The organism is Clostridium sp. DJ247, from assembly GCF_014231265.1.
Window position 1 is genome coordinate 25,589 of record NZ_JABAIW010000040.1, and the last position, 22,701, is coordinate 48,289.

Below are 22,701 nucleotides of genomic sequence, written 5' to 3' on the forward strand. Positions count from 1 at the left end.
TAGGAAATTTGCAGAGGAAACACGGGAAGATAGAAAAGGTATTTGGAATACTAAGTAATGCTAAGTTTTACGAGGAATGTTAACAAAAGGTATAGTATAAAGTTTACTGTACTTTTTTTGTTGTATATGATTTCAACATGTAGATAATTATACAAAATTTTCACTAACTTAAACTGATTTTAGGAAGAAGGCTTAGAATGAAATTAAATAATAAAAAAGATGGTGTTGTGTATGCGGTACTTTCTTATGTTATGTGGGGTGTTACTCCAATTTAAAGGAATTGAAAATCACTCATGAGTAGTTGGCTGAAGATATAATTATTGTGTAAGCATCACCGGTAGCAACCGTTATATTGCCAAATATTAAATAGGTTTTCCTAGAGATATTTTGAGTGGTTACTTTTTAAGTGACAAGTAGAGTGGTACCGCAGGGTTTTTTAGACTTTGTCTCTAATTAATTGAGACAAGGTTTTTTTACTTTATAAAATTTCTGCAAGAGGTGATGAACTTGACCATACTAATCTTTTAGGTGTGGATATAAGCAGTAGATGTGTAGAGCCACTTTTAAAGTATGGTAAAAAAGCTTATGAAGATGCTAAACTTCACAAAGTATCATATGAACTAGAACAAGTAATTCTTAACATAATAATTACTACAGGACTTGTATCAGTTTTTGTAATAAATGATTATAATAGTTGCCTTGCCCATTCAGTATATTATGGATGTACTACATTAGAAAAGATAGAAAAGAATCATTTACATGGAGAAGTAGTTTCCTATGGCGTTTTGGTTATGCTTACATGTGACAAACAATTTAAAGAACGTGACAGGGTTTATAGTTTCAATAAGAGCATTGGACTTCCAACTTGTTTAGCTGATATTAATGAAGAAGTACGTTAGAGTTAATTCTATAGTTGGACTAACTCTCGAAACAACCATGCTTACTCCGGTTGCTGCAGCATATATAGCATCAAGGCAGTTTAGTGGACTGGGTGCTTTTGGGAGAGAAGATGCAGTAGTAATCCTTCTGCTTATAGGATTTGGTGTAGTTACAGCTGTTCCGCTGCTGCTTTTCGCAAGTGGAGCAAGAAGACTCCCTATGTCAGTGCTTGGCTTCGCTCGCTGAAATGTGAACAACTGAGTTCCATTTAATAACAGGACTTGTCAAACGTAGGTGCGCACATCCTTTTCTCCTGGGCACCCACATACGAATAGTAACCATTTTCAACCTCCTCCTACTTACGAATAATTGATGATTAGTGTTATTATCATAACTGCTATATCTTTTATATAGTATGCAATATAAGTGATATCTGTTACCTATTTTTCATTAATAGGAGCTGTCTTAAAGTCTCTCTTCAAAACGTTTTCTTATTCTTCTATTTTTTTAGATGTTGATGATTTTGTATTTTTTATTACAATCACTACATTTTGCTATTTAATAATTTATATAAAGTAATTTTTGTTTTATAGATTAAAATAAAAGTCCTAGAGATTTCTAGAACTATCAAAGTCAATAACATATGCTGGACTTGTTGATGGTAACTTAAAGCGACGTAACTCTTGAAATTTGATATACGAACAATGTGCTTTGAAAATTGAATAATACGATATAAAAATAGAATTCATGAAAAATTTATACAAATTTATAGTACAAATATGAAAAAAACATTATGATCAGCATATATTATAATATGAAGTTGTATTTTAACAACTACAAATTTTATTTTATATAAAAGAGGGCCAATATGCAGAGTAATATAAATATTAATATGAATAAAAAAATACAGTACAAAAGAAAATTTTATATATCTGTACCAGTAAAGTTTTTAGTTAGTCATATTTTTTCATTGATATGGATAGTATTTTCAATTTATATCTCTATAAACTGGATTAAAGATTTTTCTAAAATAGTTTCATTGCCAGCTGCAATTATTATTATTACGGGAATAGCATATATACCAGGATATCTTAATGCTTTTTTAATTATTAGCCTAATAATGGACAGACAGCCATCATTTAAAAATTTATATCCGTTAGATGATATTACTATCCTTATTGCGGCGAGGAATGAAGCAGATAAAATTGATAATACTCTCAGCTACATTGCTAAACAAGACTATACCGGTAAATGTAAAATACTTGTTATTGATAATGGTTCAACTGATTTGACTACATCAAATGCAATAAAAGCAGCAGAAAAATTGAATCTTGATTTATCAGTAATTAGTGAGGAAAATCCAGGTAAATATAACGCATTAAATACTGGTCTTAAATACGCAACGACTGATCTTATTATTACCCTTGATGCGGATACACTTTTACATAAATCTGCTGTAAGGTATCTTATAGGGCGAATTAAAAGTGCTCCAAGTGAAGTTTGTGCAGTTGCGGGTTCTATACTTGTTCACAACAGCAGAGATAATTTGATAACAAAAATTCAGGAATGGGATTATTTTCTTGGTATTGCATCGATTAAAAGATTGCAGGGATTATACCAAGGAACACTTGTTGCCCAAGGTGCCTATAGTATTTATAAAACGAAAAATATAAAAGAAATAGGTGGATGGCCAAATGCAATTGGTGAGGATATTGTTTTAACATGGACTCTATTGAGTAAAGGCTGGAGAACATATTTTGAGCCATTAGCAGTTGCATTTACTGATGTTCCAACTACTTTATATTCTTTTTCAAGACAACGTTCCAGATGGGCACGAGGTATGATTGAAGCATTAAAAGCAATAAAGCCATGGAAGCAGCCTTACATTTACATTAAGTATCTAACAAGTATAAATTTTATAATGCCATATCTTGATTTTGCTTATACATTCTGCTGGCTTCCAGGGTTGATTTTGGCTTTGTTTGGTATTTACTGGATAGTAGGTCCTATGACATTACTAGTTCTTCCATTAACTCTTATAAGTTATACTATATTATTTATATATCAGAGATATGTATTTAGAAGTTTAAATTTGAAAGTGAGAAAAAATTTATTTGGGTTTATTCTATTTACATTATTTTATCAGATGATTATGTCCCCAGTTTCTGTATGGGGATATTTACAGGAATTCTTTAAATTAAAAAGAAAATGGAAGTAAAAAATAGTGACAATAATACCTTGTAAGGATGATAATTTACAATTGATGTAATGATAAATTATATTTGTTTTAAATTATAACGATAGTATGTAGTTAATTTTATAAATTGGGATAACATGGTATAATTGTTTTGTAAAGTATTTAAATCATACTTGTAATTTTATCTGACATTGCTGATGGTGGGATATATCTACAGAAAGTGGTGAAAGAATTAGAATATTTATACTAGACAAAATAGAAGGGTTGAAATAAATTTGTTACTTTATTATTACATGGAGGAAGAGATGAATTTAATTGATTTAAGAAGATTTAAGTTTGAAACAGAAAAAATAATTTCATTTAATGATAGTGAAATTATTTTTGGAAATACGGAACGAGAAGAAGATATATATATATATGGAAGATTGGGAACTAGAATATCTTTTTGACGAAGGAATTAAAAAAGAAGACTTCTATAGAGATGGTTATAGGGAGAGCATAAATATTATTTCTTTAGATAGATTTGTTGAATCCGTGAAAAATGGATGTAAAGTAATTCCTTTCAATGAAATTTATAAAACAGAACTTACTGCTTGGACAAGGTATTTTGGCATGGATGATGAAAATATTTATTATAGGGTAAAGAACTTTGAAAGCAAAGTTCAAGATATATATTCAATCCATAAAAAAACTTTGAAAAAATGGTTAGTAAAGTCTATAAAAATAAATGTCGATAATGACTCTTATAACTACTATAGTATATGGCATAATATAAAAAATAGGAATATATATGAAAGGAAAATTCTTGACGGTAATAAAAAAATAGTTAAAGAAATTTACAATAACAATATTAGTCTTATATTAGACGATAAAAATGAAGAACTTGATGAGATAATTGGTGACTATATTGTAACAAGTTTTTGGACAGAAGATGATAACGGAGATAATTACAAGACTTTTGTTAAAATAAGAAATATTAAAAATGGGACTACAGATATCTATGAAGGGACTTGTATAATAATTAAAGATAATGTAGTTTTATTTAATTAGTTATGTGTGACTAGGTCATACCACGGAATTTGCTCAGTGGCGTGAGCTGTGGCAGGCTAGATTAAGTAGACAGCAGGAAACAAAAGACTCCTCCCATCAGTTAATGCAAAGCAGCAATCCTGCGTTAATCCCTCGAAATCATCGGATAGAAGAGGCACTAGAAGCTGCGGTGAAACATGGAGACTACAGCGTGATGGAGAAACTGCTTGATGTTCTTTCATGTGTTATCAATGGTAAATTTCTTTTGTTGAAAATTTTGAGGAAAAAAGCATAGTATGGAAGTAATTTTAAATCATTTAGAAAATAGACCTTCTGTTGTTAAAGAAAGGTAATGCCATTCACTATTATGAGGGCATTACCTTTCCCACTACCAAAGCCTAATAAACTTCAGTAGATCTGTAAAGAATATAACAATCTACCTTGCACTACTATAGATAGCTTATTACCATGCTATAATCTTTCGACTATAACAAAGCAGGTCACAACCTATAATAATGGTTTGTTGGACTATATAAAATGTCTACCCAGCTTTATGCAACCTCTCGGCTGCATAAAACCGAAAATCAATACTTTATATAATCTTAGTTCAACCTTATAGAATCAGTTGGAACCTTATTATAATCAATATAATATCGACTATAATAAAGCTTTTCCTCACCCTATAAAATCTTCCCTCTGACAATATATGAGCCAAATGTATGACCCATATATTATCTTTGGCCGGCCTATATACACCCCTTTTTAGGAGCATATATAAGTCTTGACTCAACTGTTATGTTCCTTACAATATTAATATGTGCAGTTTTATTGATATCATACATAAAAGTAGCTAGGAATTTTTTATCATTCTGCTATCTCTAATTGTTAATAGAACAGAGCTATTCTCAAGAAAAAATTTTATAATTGTTATGAAAAAGCATTAACTTAAACGAAGAACCTGGGAATAATATTTATTTAGATAAAAAATGTATATGGTAATTCCCTAAAAATTACTATACAATCTTTATATAGGCAATAAATTTGGTGGTGAATACATATGGAGCATATTGTTAACAAATCTAGAGACTTTATAGAAGATATGAATAGAAAATATAAAATAAAATTTGCATATGTTTTTGGTTCACAGGCAACGGGTAAAGCAGCTGAAAATAGTGATGTAGATATAGCAATATATTTTGAAGAAGAATATCCACCTATGGAAGACGCTTTTATAAGAGGAGATATTATAGAAGAAGGGAAAGTCTTTTTCAAAAGGGATGTGGATATAGTTTCTTTAAACAATGCTTCATTATTATTAAAATATGAAGTAATTCATGATGGAATAGTAATTAAAGATAATGATTATAGAGCGGATTTTGAATCTTTATCTTTAAGGGAGTACTTTGATTTTAAGTATTATTCAGATATTTATGATAACGCTATAATTGAAAAAATAAAAAAAGGAGAATATTTTGGAGGATAAAGTTTATGGTTAAACGAGACGTAATAATCTCAAGAGTAAATAAATTAAATGAATATATAAACATACTTAAATCTATAAAAAAGTATGATAAAGAAACATACATTAGTGATCCTCTTTTATATGGATCGTCTGAAAGGTTTCTTCACTTAAGCATTGAATGTGTCCTTGATATCGGAAATCATGTTATAGCAGATATAAGATATAGAAAGCCAGAGAATAATAAGGATATATTTTTAGTTTTATATGAAAATAAAATAATTGATGAAAAACTAAAAAATAATTTATGTAATATGGCTAGTTTCAGGAATATTTTAGTTCATGATTATATGAAATTAGATAGAGGATTAGTTTATGAAATAATAAATAACAACTTAAAGGATATAGAAGAATTTGTAAATGTAATAATAGAATATATTTAGGTTGTATTTGAAAAATATAATCTATAAAGAAGAGTTAAATTCATAGGCATAAACTGTCCAGAGAGTATAATGAAGCAAGAGCATTATGGGAAGGAAGCATCTATCTGACTATACTAAAAAAATCTGATTGGTAAGATAGTTTATCCTATAGCTAACCACCGCTAAGACATCTGCTTCCATAAGCGGCGGCTAAGCGGTGCTAAGCTCCTGGATTCTTTCAACTAAACTTCAGATGAGGTTTATATCAATACTTTTACTTGTGCTCATACTTTGCATCAAAGGGATTATCAAAAACCTTACTGGTTATAATAGGGTTATCTGTTATAGCTTCAAATTGGCCATTATAGGTATAAACCTCTCCAACTCCATAAAAATGGATTCTAGGATCACTTTTGATTAGGTCATACACATAATCTGATATTTCATCGTCACTAATTTCTTTTAGGTTTGAGGTTAGTTTCTTTACTTATGTCATTTACTATGGAATCTTCAATTACTGCATAATTGTTTGATAAGGCATTTACTATAAAATCATCTACATATCTATTTAGTTCTTTTTTTGTATCATTAGTTAACATATTTTTCCCTCCAGGTTATAGAATAGCTAAAGATATTTTTCCTTATTCTTTAGGTTTTATTCTACAGAAGCACCAGTATTACAGTAGTTGTATTCAGCAAATTGAATGTATATTTAAGTAGTGTTTACAGATTTATAATTGTTCTATACTTTTTGATGTATATGATTTCAATATATAGATAATTATACAAATTTTCTGCTTTATATGGTAAAATGTAAAGAAAAGTTAGTTTGATAATCATAATTTAGCAGTGGTAAAACTGACTATATAAGGAGGGGGAGAATGAACAAGCAAGACTTAATAAAAATGGCATCGCACTTTGTTGAGAACTCTGAAGATAACTACATAACAAGGGAGAGTGCCATTTCTGAAAATGTTGCAGGAATGAAGATTTTTGATGAGCCAATTTTTGCATTTGGTTCAGCAGATGATGAGTATTTTACATTATTGAAAGAACCATCAGCAATAGGCAAACACTTCTTGCTTCCAAAAGAATGGTTGCCACAATCCAAAACTGTTATCTCCTTTTTTTTACCCTTTAGCCAATCAGTTAAAAATGGAAATAAAAAGGACATGTCATGGCCTTCAGAAGAATGGCTACATGGACGTATTGAAGGTCAATCTTTTCTAAATAAGCTCTGTATGTATTTAAAGTCCCAATTAGTAAATGAAGGATATAATAGTATTGTTCCGTCTTTAGATGAAAGATTCTGGTCCAAAGCTAGATTTAATAAAGATTCCGCTCATCCTGAGGCATCATTTACAAGTACCTGGTCTGAAAGACATGTAGCTTTTGTCTGTGGACTTGGAACCTTTGGGCTTTCTAAAGGTCTAATAACATCAAAAGGCATAGCTGGAAGATTTGGTAGTATTGTTACAGAATTAGACTTGTGTCCTGACAAAAGAGAATACGAAAATATCTATGAATATTGCTCAATGTGTGGTGCATGTGCAAGAAACTGTCCAGCCAATGCCATATCTATAGAATACGGGAAAAATCACATTATATGTTCTGAATTTTTAGATAAAACAGCTGAAAAACACAAGCCTAGATATGGTTGTGGAAAGTGTCAGATAAATGTACCTTGTGAATACAGAATTCCGAAGCAATACAATAACTGATGTAGATGGTCCAGTTAAAGTAGCAAAAGGCTATGCAACAAGAGTAGTAAGAAAATTGGAGAAGTTGTACTAAGCAAAGATTTTTATTTTAAGTCAACATAGTAAAAATATGACGAAGCAATAAAAAAGTAAGTAACCACTTCTAGGAGGATTATATGAAAATTATAAATAATTCTGATTCTGTAATAATAGTATTACATGAAATATATGGGATCAATCAGCATATACAGATGGTTTGTGAGAAATTTTCTATGAATGGATATGATATTATTTGCCCCAACCTAATTGACCTGGTTCAACCTTTTAATTATGATTTGCAAGAAGAAGCCTATCAACATTTTATGAATAATATTGGGTTTGATTCAGCAGTTCAGCAAGTAAAACAGGTGATTATACAAGCAAAAAAGCAATATAGGAACATATATTTATTGGGATATAGTGTAGGTGCGACAATTGCATGGTTATGTGGTGGCGAAGAAAATATGTGTAATGGTATTATAGGATATTATGGTTCACGCATTAGAGATTATAAGAATATCACTCCAAAATGCCCAGTTCTACTAATTTTCCCTACCGAAGAGAACTCATTTAATGTAGAAGAATTAGTTTATTCCTTGGGAAAACAGAATATTAAGGTTTATATGTTAAATGGAAAACATGGATTTAGTAATCCTTTTTCTAAAAATTATTGTGTACAGTCATTTGAAAAAGCAGAAAAATTAGTAGATACCTTTTTAAAGAAGATAAATAATGGTACTTCAATATAGGGTTTGCTATTACCCAATATTCTTATTAAGCGTCACAACTGTAATTTATTATTGATTAATTACAAATTTACTGAGTTGACCAAGAGTAAATTTTTGGGGGAGGACTATTACAGATATGTATATAATGATATCAGTAGTACTAATAGGAGTGTTTATATTAGCTGGAATTATTATACTTGGAAGATATATTTTAAGCAATAGTGAAAATAATGAAACTGGGACATACCAAATGGTTCGGGTAGATGAAAAAAATATAGTTGTGTTGGATACAAGGACAGGACAATATTGGAAGAAGCCTATCGTTGAAAATTCTTCTGTTAAAACGACAGTTAAGGAAACAGATAAGTACGCATGATTCTTACCTTACGATACAAGAGTAATTTGCAGCTAACCTAATGTAACAAAATTACTTATTTTGGGGGAGAGAGTAATTATGAAGAGGATTATTAGTTTGATGGTTTTTTTATTATTACTATCTGTAATAACTATTTTGTCTGCATAATAGAAGCAGGTATAGTAAAAGCACAGGATAAACTAACAGAAAAATATACTTATGGTTATGATATTATCACTGATGATAACGGTAATTTTCAAATTTTACATGAGGGGACAAACGTAGATACCTCCTACTTACAAAATAAGCCACAATAAGAATTATGTTGTTGGAATCAAGGAACAGTTTGATACTCATTTTTAGTCAATGTAAATTAAAAAATCAGGAGAGATTTAAATAAAATATTTAACAAAGTAAAAAGTAAAGCGAGAGTAGACCTAAAAAGCTATCAGTTAGTAATAAAGCCCGACTATAAAAATAGATCGGGTATGAGTGTTTCTGATCCACAGCTAGAAAACTGCTGTGGACGAGCAAATATTTTATTATTCAACTCGTGGATTAATATTAGATAGAGCTGAGGCTGAAGAAAACTCCTCTACTAAGCATAGATTACTGGGTGGAAGTTAAAATTAGCAACAGGTATAATAAATTTAGATTTCTTTGAATTTCCATTAAACTTGTATTAAGAGTCTAAAAAATATTAAATTATTTATAGTTTTGTATTGACAATATGTTGTAATATTGATAACATATGTACAATACTATAAATAAAGGCATTGATGTGGAAGAGTAGTTACATACTTGAAATAAAGAGAGGGAATGCTGGTGGAAATTTCCCATGATTGATGTAATGAAGGTAGCCTCGGAGCTTTAAACTGAAAGCTTTATGTGAGTAGGATTTAACGGAATTCCCACTGTTAAAAGGGAAATAGTATCGGCATATATGCCCGCACTATATTGAGAGTGTACATTTGTACAAATTTAGGTGGTACCACGGAGATTCACCCTTCGTCCTATATATTAGGATGAAGGGTTTTTTATTTTCTCTAAATGCGCATTGGAGGAAACAGTAAAAAATATAATCAAAATTCTCAGAAAGTGGTGAAGTATTAATGAGTATAGTATTTGCTGAAAGAATGAATAAGGTTCAAAAATCCTTTATAAGAGAAATTCTTAAAGTAACAGAAAATCCTGAAGTAATATCATTTGCAGGTGGACTTCCTAATCCATTGTCTTTCCCAGTTAAAGAAATTCAAGAGGCATCACAAAAAGTTTTAAATGAAGATGGTAATGCTGTACTTCAATATAGTACAACTGAAGGATACCTTCCCCTAAGACAATACCTTGCAGAAAGATATTTTAAGAGATTTGGATTAAGGGTTGAACCTAACGAAATATTAATAACAAATGGGTCACAGCAAGCACTAGATTTGATAGGAAAAGTATTACTGAATAAAGATGATAATATTCTTATAGAACGTCCGGGTTATTTAGGAGCAATACAAGCATTCTCAATTTTTGAACCAGTTTTTCATTCTGTTCCTTTGAATGATGATGGAATTGATATTGATCTATTGGAAAGTGCTTTAGATGCACACAATCCAAAATTATTTTATACAGTTCCAAACTTTCAAAATCCTTCTGGTATAACATATTCAGAAAAAAATAGAGAAATTATTGCAAATACTTTAAAAAGATATAACACAGTTCTTATTGAAGATGATCCTTATGGTGAATTAAGATTTATGGGACAGGACTTACCACCTATAAGAACCTATCTGGAAGATAACTCAATTATGCTAGGGTCATTTTCTAAAATAATAGCACCAGGAATAAGATTAGGATGGATATGTGCTAAAGGTGAAATCATGGAAAAATTAATAGTTGCAAAACAAGCAGCTGACTTGCATAGTAATTATTATTCACAAAGAGTAGTGCACCAATTTTTAATGGATAATGATCTTGAGGACCATATAAAAAAAATTAGACAACTATATAAAGGCCAGAGGGATTGCATGGTGTCAATGATTGAAAGGTACTTCCCAGAGGAAGTAAAGAGTACAAAACCTGAAGGCGGAATGTTCCTTTGGATAACACTTCCAGAAGGAGTTTCATCCTTAGACTTGTTCAATTTTGCAGCTAAAGAAAAGGTTGCTTTTGTACCTGGTGATCCATTTTATGTTAACGAAAAAGGTATCAATACATTAAGATTGAACTTTACAAACTCCAATGAAGAAATGATTGAAGAAGGTATTAAGAGGTTAACAAAAGCAACAAGAGAAATTATGAAGTGTAAATAACAAAACTAGGTTAGGGACTTAAATAATTTTGATTATAAGGAATACCACATATATAATTCATTAAATGCGTCTTAACTATAGTTATGAGATAAAACTAAATAAATTTAAAGGAGATGTCTTAGTTGAAAAAAATCGGTTTAATCGATTGATAAAAATTAAATATTTAGTTTGATTATAATTAGCCAAAGTTTCTGTATCTATTTGCCTGATACAACAACGAATTCCATTGGGTAGCGGTTCATTGCTGACGGTGCCAAATTAACAGCATCTAATATCTTTAGGACATCTTCGTTGCTTACTGGTTTGACTGACTAAAAAAGCTGATAACAAATTTTGTTACCAGCTTTTTTGCATCTAAATTTTTTCTGGTAAGCGTCAAATAACTCGTCACCTAGTGTAATTAGAAAAATCATGGGATAATACTCCTATGAAGATAGGAGGTAATTTGGATGAGAAATAGGAAATCTCAAGAACAAAAGTGGGGACTAATAACAATCTCTAAAAGCATAGAAACATCACCAATTTCATTAAAAATAGGATCTGTTACTTTAGATATTAAAAGTGGATTTGATAAAGAAATATTTAAAATCTATTAATCATAAATCTATAATATATTAAAAGTTTTGAAATATGGGAATTTATTTAAAGGGGGAGTATGTGTGAGTTTCTATGTTTTTGGACAAATAACAAGTTGAATAGCTAATGTTATTTATATAGTAGCACTTGTTGTAGTGATTAGATTGACTGTTAAAGCAACTGAAGCACTTGATATTTACATAAACGATAAAGAAAAATGATAGGTTATAGATAAATCCAATGAGGTTTGCAGGTTGGTGTACAACTGACATTGCATATTACGCTTATAGAATAAATGTGTACAACTATTTTTTGAGAAAATATTAATATTTGAGAGGTATCAAAATGCTTTTAAAAGGTTTCAAGTTTGGTATGTTGTTACAATTTGCAATTGGACCTGTTTGTGTTTTTATATTTCAAATAGCATCACTAAAGGGATTTTATATGGGAGAAATAGGTGTATTCGGTGTTACTTTAGTGGATGGACTTTTTATTATTGTTGCTATTCTTGGTATAGCTTCGATAATTGACAGAAAGAACATAAGATGAAGATGGTAAAGGTTTATCAACACAAGATATAGCACCAAGAGGTATCATGGGACCAATTACAGAAGAACCAACAGAAGATAATATGAAATTAATAGGTATTGATTTTTATCACAGGTATAAAGAAGATATTAAATTATTTGCTGAAATGGGCTTTAAAACTATTAGAACATCTATTGCGTGGTCTAGAATATTCCCAAATGGTGATGATGCAGAGCCAAATGAGAAGGGATTACAATTCTATGATAATTTATTTGATGAATGTTTAAAATATGGAATTGAACCACTTATTACAATTTCACATTATGAGACGCCTCTTGCCCTGTCTAAAAATTATGATGGTTGGGTAAATTGTAAGTTAATAGGAGTTTTATTGTTTATGTGTTCATAAGTTGAGCCGAAGAAAGAAAGCAGTTTGATTTTAAGATTAAACTGCTTATATAAAAATGTCTCTTTTTATTTTACAATTAAAACAGGACACTTAACTCTTTTTGCTACTTTATGGCTAACACTGCCAAGTACCAGTTCTTGCAGCGAATTAAGACCACGACTACCTATAATAACTAACTCAAACTTTCCTTTGTTTGCGTAGTCTACAATTGTGGGACCAGGATCTCCATGTAAAATCTTAATTTCATAAGACAAATTACTGGATTTTAACTTTTCTTCAATGGGTGAAAGTTTCTTTCTTCTTGACAATTCTAGTTCTTCCTTGCCCTCAGCATGAAGAACTTCACTCTTTGATTTTAAAAAATCAACTACAAACACAGCCTCAATCATACATTTGTCTCCTAATGAAGCAATTTTTATTGCTTCCTCTGTTGCTCGAATTGAATATTCTGATCCATCTACAGCTAGTAATATATTATTATACATTTTTCAAACCTCCAATATATATTGATGTACAGATAACTTCTTATTTAAACCATTATGCACAGTTTTCATCCTTATGTACAGCTAACCTGTCTATAAGTTTTTTACTAGAAGAATCCAAGCCTTGAATAGTAACTTTATTATTATTCTCTCGATATTTAATAACTACTTTATCAATAGCTCCCACCGCTGAATCATCCCATATATGTGTATTGGAGAAATCAATAATAATATTTGTATTTTTTGTATTGAAATCAAATGATTCTACAAATCCCTGAACAGATGCAAAGAATAATGGACCTTTTATATCAAATATTGTATTTTGCTTTTCTTTTCTTTCAATTACCTGTATCTTTGAAACCTTAGCAACGAAGAATAATGCACTTAATATAACACCTACAATAACACCTTTTGATAAATCATCTGTTGCAACTACAATGATAACTGTTGACAACATAACAGCAGCATCACTTTTGGGTGCTTTTCTTAAATAAGAGAAGGAAGACCAGTCGAAGGTACTGATGGATACCATAATCATAATACCTGCAAGAACAGGCATTGGAATTTGTACAACTAAATCACCTAATACAATAATTAAAAACATTAAAAATATTCCTGCTACAAAAGTGGAGAGTCTACGGCGTCCACCTGATTTCACATTAATCACAGACTGACCAATCATTGCACAACCTGCCATACCACCAAAGAAACCTGTAATAATATTAGCAATACCTTGTCCTCTTGATTCTTTGTGTTTATCACTCTTTGTTTCAGTCATATCATCTACAATTGATGCTGTTAATAAAGATTCTAATAAACCCACAATAGCTAAAGCAATAGAATATGGGAAAATTATTTTTAGTGTTTCAAAAGAAAAGGGAACATCTGGAATAAAAAATTTAGGCAACGATTTTGTGATAGTTCCTAAATCTCCAACTGTTTGTAAGTCCAGCTTCATAAAAATAGCAACAGCTGTTAGTAAAATAATAGCTATTAATGGTGCCGGAATAGCCTTAATAAATTTAGGCAGTGTATAGACAATTACCAGTGTAATTGCTACAAAGATATACGTAATATTAGAAATTCCAATAAAATGCGGTACTTGAGCCATAAAAATTAAAATTGCCAGAGCATTTACAAAACCAATCATTACAGCTTGTGGAATAAATTTCATCAAATTCGATATTTTACATACACCGAAAATTACTTGTATAATACCTGTTAATATAGTTGCTGCTAGTAAATAATTTAGTCCATATTCCTTTACTAAAGGAATCATTACTAATGCCATTGAACCAGTTGCCGCCGAAATCATTGCAGGACGACCACCTACAAAGGAAATAATGACTGCAATACAAAAAGATGCATATAATCCAACCATTGGATCTACTCCTGCAATAATGGAAAATGCAATTGCTTCCGGAATTAACGCTAATGCTACAACAATACCGGAAAGAATATCTGCTCTAACATTTGAAAACCATTCTGTTTTTAATCTTTCAATCACTTTTCATACACCTCATCTTTATTATTTTTGTCTTTTAACTCTTATAAAATTGGAGTTGGACATGTACTAAAAAGTATTTTAACACATATCGTCCCAAAAAGGAACTATTTTGATACTTTTTTATAAATAAAAAAATATGCTATAATAGAAGAAATATTTTAATATTAGGAGAACATGCATGTTAATTGGATATATGAGACCTTATCAAGAAGATTTAAAATGTGAAGAGCAAATAAAGAATTTAAAAAAAGCAAATTGTACAACAATTATTTCAGAAGAACATTCATCAGCAAAAAGAAGAATACAGCTAAAAAATATGATAAATACCCTTAACAAAGGTGATAAAATTGTAGTTACAAAGCTTTTTGCGTTAGCTGATTCAACGCGTCATTTAGTAGAGCTATTAGAGATAATTGATGCAAAAGATGCCTATTTTCAATCTCTTGCTGAGGGGATTGATACAAGTAATACTACAGGGTATCATTTCACTGATATTGTAAAACATCTCGTTGACTTTCAAAGCGATGTTATAAGCGAAAAAACAAGAAGAGGATTATATGAGGCAAAACAAAAAGGAGTGGCTACAGGACGACCAAGGAAACCTGATGAGAATGTAAAACGTGCTATTGTTATGTATCAAAGCAAGAAATATAGTCTGGCTGAAATAAAAGATGAAACTGGAATTAGCAAATCAACATTATACAGATATTTAGAGAATTAAAATAGAGATATTAAAAAATACCTTTAGAAAATAGTACAGTAGATTATGTTATGACAAATATATATCTGCACCATGTGGAAAGTCCTCTTGCTGCAATAGAAACCTAAAGAAGATTATTTATTTATCCTGTTTTTTGGACAGAAGCTCCTGATATGAGTAGATCAAGTGTTTTATATGAAAAACTATCTATGTTGTGGTTATAAAACTTTAGGCGGTAATTCAATATATGATATTTATGAAATATGTTTTTAAAAATAGGTTATAAAAGAATATGATTTGTTGAATCATAATTTATAAATATAATAGAAAGGTGGTTACCATATGGAAGGAAACTCAATAATGCTTGACGAATTAATAGATGTCCTTGAAGAAAATGATGAAATAAGTATCACCGATGGAATAAAAGAGTTGTTTATTGAAACTGTGGATGACAAAGAGGGTTATTCCTATGTAAGCAGTACAAATGAGGAATTTGGCAGTAGCAGAGAGGCTGTAGAATGGGCAGTTGAAAAAATGAATGGTATTGAGAATATAGTGACTTGGGAGTAAAACTAGTACTGCTAGCAGCGATAGATTTTTCTTTTATCCCGAAACTAATATTTATTTTTTATGAAGCATATAGGAAGTTTAAAAATGAAAATAGAATATTTATAAACGCTCTAAAATCTTAAGGTTAGGGCGTTTTATTTTTTGATAAGTTCATTTCGATGTAAGTACATCAGGTAAATACAGATCATCTTTTTCTAATAAGAGTGCAGTTAAATTTAATAATACTTCAAAAAAAATACTTGACCTGGAGTTAACTCCAGGTGCTAGACTGAAGCTCAAGGAGGTAAAAACATGACTATTGCAGAAGCAAGTAAACAATTTAATATCTCTCCAGATACGTTACGGTATTATGAAAGAATTGGTTTGATACCACCTATAAAGAGAAATGAAAGTGGAATTAGGGATTATACGGAAGAAGATTGTAGGTGGATCGAATTTATCAAATGTATGAGAAATGCAGGTCTTCCAATTGAAGTATTAATTGAGTATGTTACTCTGTTTCAACAGGGGGCTGAAACTATTGAAGCAAGAAAAGAGCTATTAATTGAACAACGTGAACAGTTAATAAAAAAAGCGGAAGATATTAAAAAAACAATAGAGCGCCTGAATTATAAAATAGAAAGATATGAACAAGTAGTTACGAAAGAAAATGAGCTAAGAAGAACGGATGATTAGTATTTCTGCGTCTAAAATATTAAATTACAGGTTAAGTCTTCTTTACACTGAGTTAGGAATTAAAAAGTGTAAAGAGGTTTTTTATATGTTTTTAATACAGAGAAAAACATCTTGACTTGGAGTTAACTCAAGGTGATATCCTTAGTTATATAGATAACCTAAACTAAAATTTAATTTATGTGTAGGGGTATATTACCAATGTTGAAGTCACATTTAAATATTTTTTATTAGTCTTAGTGAAAATTTGATAAAAAATCTTAGAACTTTAGATATGGTTGAAAGCCTAAATGGCTTTCAACGAGCGACTTATCAATGGTAATTGATAAGTTGGTCCGGACTGAGCATAGCGAGTTTATCAAAGTTCTTTTATATTATGAAACTCCTCTTCCTTTCGTCAGATGAGTAAGCGATTCGCACAAAATCACAGATTTTGGCTCTCTGCTTAAATTTGAGCTTTAGACTAATTAAAAATATTTAACGTGACGAAACATGGTAATATATCCCGGAGCGTAAATTAAATTTCGGGCGTGCTTATCTATATATAGGAGGTGTATTGTATGGAATATCGAATTTTAGGAAGAACAGGAATTAAAGTAAGTGCCATTGGTATTGGTGGTGAGGGATTTGAAAATAAAAGCTATGAAGATTGCGAAGCACTTATTGATTGTGCATTAAAGGAAGGCATTAATTTTATTGATATATATAATTCAAATCCGGAAGTTAGAAGTAACGTTGGAAAAGCGTTAAGTAAATATCCTAGAAGTAGTTTTGTTATTGAAGGACATCTATGTTCTACTTGGGATAAAGGACAATATCGTCGTACTAGGGATTTTAATGAAGTTGTCAATGCATATGAAGACTTTTTAGCTAGAATGCAGTTAGACTATGTGGATGTAGGGATGATTCATTATGTTGATGATCAAAAGGATTTTGATAACATCTTTAATGGTGAAATAATTAAATATGCAAAAGGATTAAAAGAAAAAGGGGTTATTAAGTCTTTAGGAATATCAACCCATAATACAGATATTGCTTTTAAGGCAGTGGAAACAGGAATAATTGATGTAATTTTATTCAGTATCAATGCTGCTTATGATATGTTACCAGCCACCGAGGATGTATACGAACTATTTGAAGAAAGTACTTTTAAAAATAGGACTTATGAAGGTATTGATCCAAAACGTGATAGGTTATACCAAACTTGTGAAAATGCAGGTGTTGCTTTAACTGTCATGAAAGCATATGCTGCTGGAGTGTTACTAAGTGACAAACAATCGCCTTTTGAAAAAGCACTGACCCCAGTACAATGTTTACATTACTGTTTAACCAGACCGGCAGTTGCTTCCGTAATGGTTGGAGTATCTAATACAAATCAAATACTTGCAGCAGCCGCTTATGTCACTGCAAATAATAAAGAAAAAGATTATAGTGAAGTTCTTGCAAATGCTCCAAGAAGTTCATTTAGCGGACATTGCATGTATTGTGGACATTGTGCCCCATGTTCTAAAAAGATAGATATTGCATCAGTAAATAAATATTTAGATTTAGCATTAATTCAAGAGGAGGTTCCTGAAACACTAAAGAATCATTATGACTTATTAGAACATCATGCAAGTGAGTGCATAGCATGTGGGTTATGTATGAAAAACTGTCCATTTGGTGTGGAGATTATTAATAAAATGAAACAAGCAGTTAAACTATTTGGCAATTAAACAATTATGCACATCAGCAAATTAAAAAGATTAAAAAAGTACTTGACTTGAAGTGAACTCCAAATTGTATGAGTTTAGATATGTGAAGGGAGCAATATGAATGAAAAAATTAGGATTTGGTTTTATGCGTTTATCGGTAAAGAGCCATAATGATCCAGCAAGTATTGATATGGATACAAATATATTGTGAACTAAATAAGTGAGATTATCCTTAGGTTGTGGAAGGAAAGGATGTTACTAGCACAGCCTAAGGATAAGTGAATTATTTTTAGTCTTAAATCCATTGGACATTGAACAGAATCTACTCCAAGAACAGATATGCCTCTAAGAATGAATGGATATACAGATATTGAAAGTTCATGGGAAGCCACATTTCCACAACAAGTTACACTTCCACCATATTTAGTAGATTTAATTGCTGTTGCTAACAAGTTTCCACCTACCGTATCTATTACACCTGCCCATTTTCCTTTTAAAAGTGCTCTTCCAGACTTATCATATAGTTCTTCTCTAAGAATTATATCTTTAGCTCCTAATTTTAGTAACATATCCTTTGACTCTGGCTTACCTGTAGCAGCAATGACTTTATAGCCAAGCTTATTAAGAATAGATACAGTAATGCTTCCTACTCCACCTGTTGCGCCTGTTACTAATATCTCGCCATCATTGGGACTAACACCGGAGGTAATTAATTTATATATGGATAAAGCTGCAGTAAATCCTGCGGTGCCATATATCATACTTTCTTTTAATGAAAGATTTTGAGGCAGCTTAACTACCCAATCAGAAGGAACTCGGATATACTGACCAAAGCCACCAGAGGTATTCATACCTAAATCATATCCTGTAACAATTACCTGGTCTCCAGCATTGAATCCTTTATAAGTACTCTCAATAACAATTCCGGAAGCATCTATACCTGGAGTATGAGGATATTTTTTAGTTACCCCTTTATTACCAGTTGAAGAAAGAGCATCTTTGTAATTTAAGGATGAGTATTTTACATTTATTAATACATCACCTTCTGGAAGTGTAGAAATCTCTCTAGTTAAAATCTCTCTTGAAAATTTATTGTATTCAAGTTCATTTACTACCATAGCTTTAAAGTTTTTTACAGTCATAAAAATACATTCCTTTCTAAAAGTAATAATAAAACAATAATACTTTTTACTTAATTAATCTAGCCGTAATTTAGATTATATTCATTTTTATTTACAGGCTTACCTAAGAGTGTAATTTTCTCAAATTTAATTCCGGATAAAAGTTAACAAGCTCCTATTAGTACTACGGTTGCTGCTCCTGCCAGAGAAAAAACGAAAGATAAACCAAAGTAAGTAAGAATGAAATAATCCCATAAAAGCAGTAGTTAAGATGCTAATCACTAGACTTAACCTTAAAAAAGTAATTCTTCGATATTTCATGGGAATGACTCCTGTTAACATGGATCCAAGCAAATATCCGGCGTAATTACTTGAAGCAAGGTAACCAGCAACTGCATTTGAAAAAGAGATATCATTCCCCCTGATTTAAATAAAAAAATATTGAGGCTATAAAGGTACAGTTATCTATGGTAAATTTTAAAAAACACTGTAAATATAACTACTCACACAAATTAGACATGTCTAATTTGTGTGAGTAGTTGTGCTTCATAGGCATGACTCATTCCCATGCATCCTAAACCAATAGTAGCTCTATCGAATTTTTTGCTCAATCTAATTACTATATCTAATATGTTTTATTTATAAACATTAAACATATCCACCATTAACTCGTAGTGTTTGACCAGTTACCCATTGAGCTTTATCACTCACCAGAAATTCAATAACATTTGCTATATCTTCTGGTTCGCCTAGACGTCCAAAAGCATTTATTTGTTTTATTGCTTCTATCTGCTGCTCTGTCTTTCCAACGTTGAAAAGTTCAGTATTTACTGGCCCTGGGGCAACAGTATTAATTGTGATTTTTTTATGTCCAAATTCCTTTGCCAATTGACGTGTGATTTGCTCAACTGCTCCCTTAGTAGCTGCATAAACACTATACGTTGGAAACATACCTCCAACTATCGAAGTGGAAAAATTCACAATCCTTCCATTGGCTTCCATGTGCTTCATAGCTTGCTGACATGCAAAATAAGTACCTTTTACATTAATATTAAAAAGTTTATCAAATTCTTCTTCTGTTACATCAGAAAGTAATTTATATAGTATTACTCCTGCATTATTGATTAATATATCTACTTTGCCAAACTCATTAATTGTTTCTGAAAACAATCTTTCAACATCTTTTATATTACTAACGTCAGCTTTAATTGCGACAGCCTTTTCTCCTAATTTAGTAATTTCTTCTACAATCTTTTCTGCTTTCTCTGGACTACTGGAATAATTGACAACTACTTTAGCTCCTAGAGCTGCTAATTGTTTAGCTATAGCACTTCCTATTCCTCTAGATGCACCTGTTACTATTGCCACTTTTCCTTCTAAACTTTTCATTTCTATCATTCTCCCTTAAAATTTTCTATTTATGATTAAGGGTATCTGAGACTAAGTACCTTAGTTAACTAACTTTTCCCTCTCACATACTCTTTATTCATTGATTTGATTATAAGATAACTACTATATAGATAGGTAGCCTATTTATATTAAATCATTGCCTAATTCTGCAAAGAAAATTATAATTTATTTATAAGTTTAAGGAGATATCAATATGGAAAAAAGAATTTATAATTTAAAAAACTATAACTTAGTTAATCAGCGAAGACAGTTAGTTTCGCTAGTTGAGCGCTTTACTGATAGAGATGGGTTTCAATCAACTGCCATACCATCATTGGATTTCATACGTGCTTCTAATATTTCAGAGCATTTACATGCGATTTATATACCATCCTTATGCATAATAGTACAAGGTGCAAAAACGGTAATTCTCGGGAAAGAAAGTTATAAATATGACACAAACTCTTACTTGGTAACTTCTGTTCATTTGCCTATTGTAGGTAAAATAATTGAAGCTACTCCTGATTCTCCATATTTATGTATAAGGCTTAGTTTTAATTCTGATCAAATTCTTGATATTATCAAAGAATCCAAACAAAGTTTTAACGAAAAATCTGATTTTGGAAGAGGATTAATTGTAACCAGAGTTAATTCAACACTTTTAGATGCTTTGTTAAGACTTGTCAGTCTTTTAGAAACTCTAGAGGAAATTCCAGTTCTTGCACCTTTGTTTATTCGAGAAATTCTTTATAGAGTTTTACAAGATAAACATGGATACATATTAAAGCAATTTGCTGTGATAGGCAGCCATGCACAGGCTATCTCAAAAGCTATTAATGTGATTAACAATGATTTTGCAAAGCCCTTGCGTATTGATGAATTAGCAAAGGTAATTAATATGAGTCCCTCATCTTTACATCATCACTTTAAGAAGGTTACTGCAATGAGTCCATTACAATATCAAAAGCAAATTAGATTACAAGAAGCAAGGCGACTTTTGCTTTCAGAAACATTGGAAGCAGCAGATGCAGGTTATAAGGTAGGTTATGAAAGTCCTTCTCAATTTAGTCGTGAGTATGCACGAATGTTTGGATTACCTCCTATAAGTGATATAAAACGTCTTAAAGATTCTATTTATGTTAATTTTTAAGAGCGAAAATATTGAAATTGAATATTAATGTTATATACACGATTTGTTACTTGAAGCTGTTGATACCTCCACTACCGGAACACTCTCAACTTATTCACAAAATATATTATCTATATTATTTATATCTTTATTAAAGATAGCATCTATCTATTTTTTGTATTATATTATATAGCTAAATAATGCTATTAAATAAGTGAAGAGAAAATATTAAAATCTCTGAGTTATACGATATAATTAAACTAGCAAAATAGATTTATATTAATAAGATTGAAGAAAGATGGAGGGAATTATTTTGTTTAGAGAAATGCGAAGAAAAGACAGAGAACTGAAAAATGATGAAGCTATTGAAATTTTAAAAAATAGTGAGTATGGTATTCTATCAACTGTAAGTCAAAATGGATATCCTTATGGTGTACCCCTAAGTTTTATTTTTTCTAACAATTCAATATATTTTCATAGTGCTATTGAAGGACATAAATTAGATAATATATTAAATAAATATTCGCCAGATTACATAGAGAAGGGAAAGGCATATATTACAAACGCAAGTACAAAAACTAAAGTAATAAAAATAAGTATTGAGCATATTTCTGGTAAAGCAAGAAGATAACTTACACCAATTTGTGATGTATAAAGTGTCACTAAATTGATGGATATGAAGAAAGAGTACTGGTAAAAGACGGCGTTTGTCAAGAGAGTTGTCCCATGATTTTTGGGTTTGTTATTGTTATTTTTTTAACATATATAATTACAATAGAAATGCGTATTAATTTCGACTGGATAAATTTGTATTTT

The 22,701-nt window shown here is 30.7% G+C and carries 24 protein-coding genes, 5 pseudogenes and 1 other annotated feature; of the genes and pseudogenes, 21 read left to right on the forward strand and 8 right to left on the reverse strand.

The genetic code is table 11. The features are described 5' to 3' along the window. Nucleotides 1–488: 488 nt before the first annotated feature. The 8 genes and pseudogenes from HGI79_RS15455 to HGI79_RS15490 all read left to right on the forward strand — a co-directional run. Nucleotides 489–881: pseudogene (locus HGI79_RS15455) on the forward strand (glycerol dehydrogenase); the annotation flags it as partial. A 1-nt stretch (nt 882) separates the two neighbouring features. Continuing rightward, complete coding sequence (locus HGI79_RS15460) at nt 883–1,125, forward strand: hypothetical protein (RefSeq protein WP_241428230.1); 243 nt, start codon at nt 883–885, stop codon at nt 1,123–1,125. 622 nt (nt 1,126–1,747) lie between these two features. Next, a complete protein-coding gene (locus tag HGI79_RS15465) occupies nt 1,748–3,097 on the forward strand; it encodes a glycosyltransferase family 2 protein (protein WP_185651600.1) in 1,350 nt (449 codons plus the stop codon). A gap of 284 nt (nt 3,098–3,381) precedes the next feature. After that, a complete protein-coding gene (locus HGI79_RS15470; RefSeq protein ID WP_185651601.1) occupies nt 3,382–3,525 on the forward strand; it encodes a hypothetical protein in 144 nt (47 codons plus the stop codon). Next, on the forward strand, nt 3,494–4,126 hold the full coding sequence (locus HGI79_RS15475) for a hypothetical protein (protein ID WP_185651602.1): 633 nt from the start codon (nt 3,494–3,496) through the stop codon (nt 4,124–4,126). Before HGI79_RS15470 ends, HGI79_RS15475 begins: the two co-directional genes overlap by 32 nt. A gap of 10 nt (nt 4,127–4,136) precedes the next feature. Continuing rightward, a pseudogene (locus HGI79_RS15480) lies at nt 4,137–4,346 on the forward strand (protein adenylyltransferase SelO family protein); the annotation flags it as partial. Nucleotides 4,347–5,162: 816 nt separating this feature from the next. Next, the gene (locus tag HGI79_RS15485) at nt 5,163–5,588 is read left to right on the forward strand and encodes a type VII toxin-antitoxin system MntA family adenylyltransferase antitoxin (protein WP_185651603.1); all 426 of its coding nucleotides are present in this window, start codon (nt 5,163–5,165) and stop codon (nt 5,586–5,588) included. A gap of 5 nt (nt 5,589–5,593) precedes the next feature. Next, entirely contained in the window at nt 5,594–6,007 is a 414-nt protein-coding gene (locus HGI79_RS15490; protein ID WP_185651604.1) for a type VII toxin-antitoxin system HepT family RNase toxin, read from the forward strand. A 253-nt stretch (nt 6,008–6,260) separates the two neighbouring features. Here HGI79_RS15490 and HGI79_RS15495 read toward each other — a convergent pair whose 3' ends face one another. Both HGI79_RS15495 and HGI79_RS15500 read right to left on the reverse strand, forming a co-directional pair. Further along, nucleotides 6,261–6,416 (reverse strand): hypothetical protein, encoded by a 156-nt coding sequence (locus tag HGI79_RS15495; protein ID WP_185651605.1) that lies wholly within the window; start codon nt 6,414–6,416, stop codon nt 6,261–6,263. Between the two features lie 22 nt (nt 6,417–6,438). Further along, the gene (locus HGI79_RS15500; protein WP_185651606.1) at nt 6,439–6,585 is read right to left on the reverse strand and encodes a hypothetical protein; all 147 of its coding nucleotides are present in this window, start codon (nt 6,583–6,585) and stop codon (nt 6,439–6,441) included. Between the two features lie 282 nt (nt 6,586–6,867). On the opposite strand from HGI79_RS15500, the gene HGI79_RS15505 reads away from it, so the two are divergent. From HGI79_RS15505 to HGI79_RS15520, 4 genes are all read left to right on the forward strand, one after another. Continuing rightward, on the forward strand, nt 6,868–7,707 hold the full coding sequence (locus HGI79_RS15505; protein ID WP_185651607.1) for a 4Fe-4S binding protein: 840 nt from the start codon (nt 6,868–6,870) through the stop codon (nt 7,705–7,707). Between the two features lie 155 nt (nt 7,708–7,862). Then, complete coding sequence (locus HGI79_RS15510; protein WP_185651608.1) at nt 7,863–8,474, forward strand: dienelactone hydrolase family protein; 612 nt, start codon at nt 7,863–7,865, stop codon at nt 8,472–8,474. A 115-nt stretch (nt 8,475–8,589) separates the two neighbouring features. Beyond that, on the forward strand, nt 8,590–8,829 hold the full coding sequence (locus HGI79_RS15515) for a hypothetical protein (protein WP_185651609.1): 240 nt from the start codon (nt 8,590–8,592) through the stop codon (nt 8,827–8,829). 746 nt (nt 8,830–9,575) lie between these two features. Next, nucleotides 9,576–9,827, forward strand: a binding site (T-box leader). A 93-nt stretch (nt 9,828–9,920) separates the two neighbouring features. Next, the gene (locus HGI79_RS15520) at nt 9,921–11,108 is read left to right on the forward strand and encodes a PLP-dependent aminotransferase family protein (RefSeq protein WP_185651610.1); all 1,188 of its coding nucleotides are present in this window, start codon (nt 9,921–9,923) and stop codon (nt 11,106–11,108) included. A 197-nt stretch (nt 11,109–11,305) separates the two neighbouring features. Here HGI79_RS15520 and HGI79_RS23710 read toward each other — a convergent pair. Next, nucleotides 11,306–11,401: pseudogene (locus HGI79_RS23710) on the reverse strand (nitroreductase family protein); the annotation flags it as partial. Between the two features lie 156 nt (nt 11,402–11,557). Between HGI79_RS23710 and HGI79_RS15530 the strand changes: the two are divergent. The 3 genes and pseudogenes from HGI79_RS15530 to HGI79_RS15540 form a co-directional block, all read left to right on the forward strand. Next, nucleotides 11,558–11,704 carry a hypothetical protein gene (locus tag HGI79_RS15530; RefSeq protein WP_185651611.1) on the forward strand — a complete coding sequence of 49 codons (147 nt, stop codon included), beginning with the start codon at nt 11,558–11,560 and terminating at the stop codon, nt 11,702–11,704. 325 nt (nt 11,705–12,029) lie between these two features. Next, nucleotides 12,030–12,230 (forward strand): annotated as a pseudogene (locus HGI79_RS15535) (lysine transporter LysE); the annotation flags it as partial. Further along, a pseudogene (locus HGI79_RS15540) lies at nt 12,229–12,597 on the forward strand (family 1 glycosylhydrolase); the annotation flags it as partial. The pseudogenes HGI79_RS15535 and HGI79_RS15540, both read left to right, overlap by 2 nt. Before the next feature lie 89 nt (nt 12,598–12,686). Here the strand turns inward: HGI79_RS15540 and HGI79_RS15545 are convergent. Both HGI79_RS15545 and HGI79_RS23325 read right to left on the reverse strand, forming a co-directional pair. Further along, entirely contained in the window at nt 12,687–13,106 is a 420-nt protein-coding gene (locus HGI79_RS15545; RefSeq protein WP_185651612.1) for a universal stress protein, read from the reverse strand. Between the two features lie 52 nt (nt 13,107–13,158). After that, nucleotides 13,159–14,610, reverse strand: a complete 1,452-nt coding sequence (locus HGI79_RS23325) for a SulP family inorganic anion transporter (RefSeq protein WP_185651613.1) — start codon at nt 14,608–14,610, stop codon at nt 13,159–13,161. A 178-nt stretch (nt 14,611–14,788) separates the two neighbouring features. On the opposite strand from HGI79_RS23325, the gene HGI79_RS15555 reads away from it, so the two are divergent. The 4 genes from HGI79_RS15555 (at nt 14,789) to HGI79_RS15570 (ending at nt 18,267) form a co-directional block, all read left to right on the forward strand. Further along, complete coding sequence (locus tag HGI79_RS15555; RefSeq protein WP_185651614.1) at nt 14,789–15,331, forward strand: recombinase family protein; 543 nt, start codon at nt 14,789–14,791, stop codon at nt 15,329–15,331. Between the two features lie 321 nt (nt 15,332–15,652). Further along, nucleotides 15,653–15,880 (forward strand): hypothetical protein, encoded by a 228-nt coding sequence (locus HGI79_RS15560; RefSeq protein ID WP_185651615.1) that lies wholly within the window; start codon nt 15,653–15,655, stop codon nt 15,878–15,880. Between the two features lie 291 nt (nt 15,881–16,171). Beyond that, complete coding sequence (locus HGI79_RS15565) at nt 16,172–16,555, forward strand: MerR family transcriptional regulator (protein ID WP_185651616.1); 384 nt, start codon at nt 16,172–16,174, stop codon at nt 16,553–16,555. 557 nt (nt 16,556–17,112) lie between these two features. Then, nucleotides 17,113–18,267, forward strand: coding sequence for an aldo/keto reductase (locus tag HGI79_RS15570; RefSeq protein WP_185651617.1), 1,155 nt, complete (start codon nt 17,113–17,115; stop codon nt 18,265–18,267). Nucleotides 18,268–18,458: 191 nt separating this feature from the next. On the opposite strand, the gene HGI79_RS15575 is transcribed toward HGI79_RS15570, so the two are convergent. The 3 genes from HGI79_RS15575 to HGI79_RS15585 all read right to left on the reverse strand — a co-directional run bounded on the left by HGI79_RS15575 (nt 18,459) and on the right by HGI79_RS15585 (nt 20,756). After that, nucleotides 18,459–19,388 (reverse strand): YhdH/YhfP family quinone oxidoreductase, encoded by a 930-nt coding sequence (locus HGI79_RS15575; RefSeq protein ID WP_185651618.1) that lies wholly within the window; start codon nt 19,386–19,388, stop codon nt 18,459–18,461. Between the two features lie 126 nt (nt 19,389–19,514). Then, nucleotides 19,515–19,793, reverse strand: coding sequence for a YbfB/YjiJ family MFS transporter (locus HGI79_RS15580; protein ID WP_185651623.1), 279 nt, complete (start codon nt 19,791–19,793; stop codon nt 19,515–19,517). 222 nt (nt 19,794–20,015) lie between these two features. Continuing rightward, nucleotides 20,016–20,756: an SDR family oxidoreductase gene (locus HGI79_RS15585; protein WP_185651619.1), complete on the reverse strand. Its 741-nt coding sequence runs from the start codon at nt 20,754–20,756 to the stop codon at nt 20,016–20,018. 214 nt (nt 20,757–20,970) lie between these two features. Here HGI79_RS15585 and HGI79_RS15590 point away from each other — a divergent pair, with 214 nt between their 5' ends. Next, nucleotides 20,971–21,906, forward strand: a complete 936-nt coding sequence (locus HGI79_RS15590) for an AraC family transcriptional regulator (RefSeq protein WP_185651620.1) — start codon at nt 20,971–20,973, stop codon at nt 21,904–21,906. Between the two features lie 292 nt (nt 21,907–22,198). Beyond that, nucleotides 22,199–22,516 carry a pyridoxamine 5'-phosphate oxidase family protein gene (locus HGI79_RS15595; RefSeq protein ID WP_185651621.1) on the forward strand — a complete coding sequence of 106 codons (318 nt, stop codon included), beginning with the start codon at nt 22,199–22,201 and terminating at the stop codon, nt 22,514–22,516. The last annotated feature ends 185 nt before the right edge of the window (nt 22,517–22,701 follow it).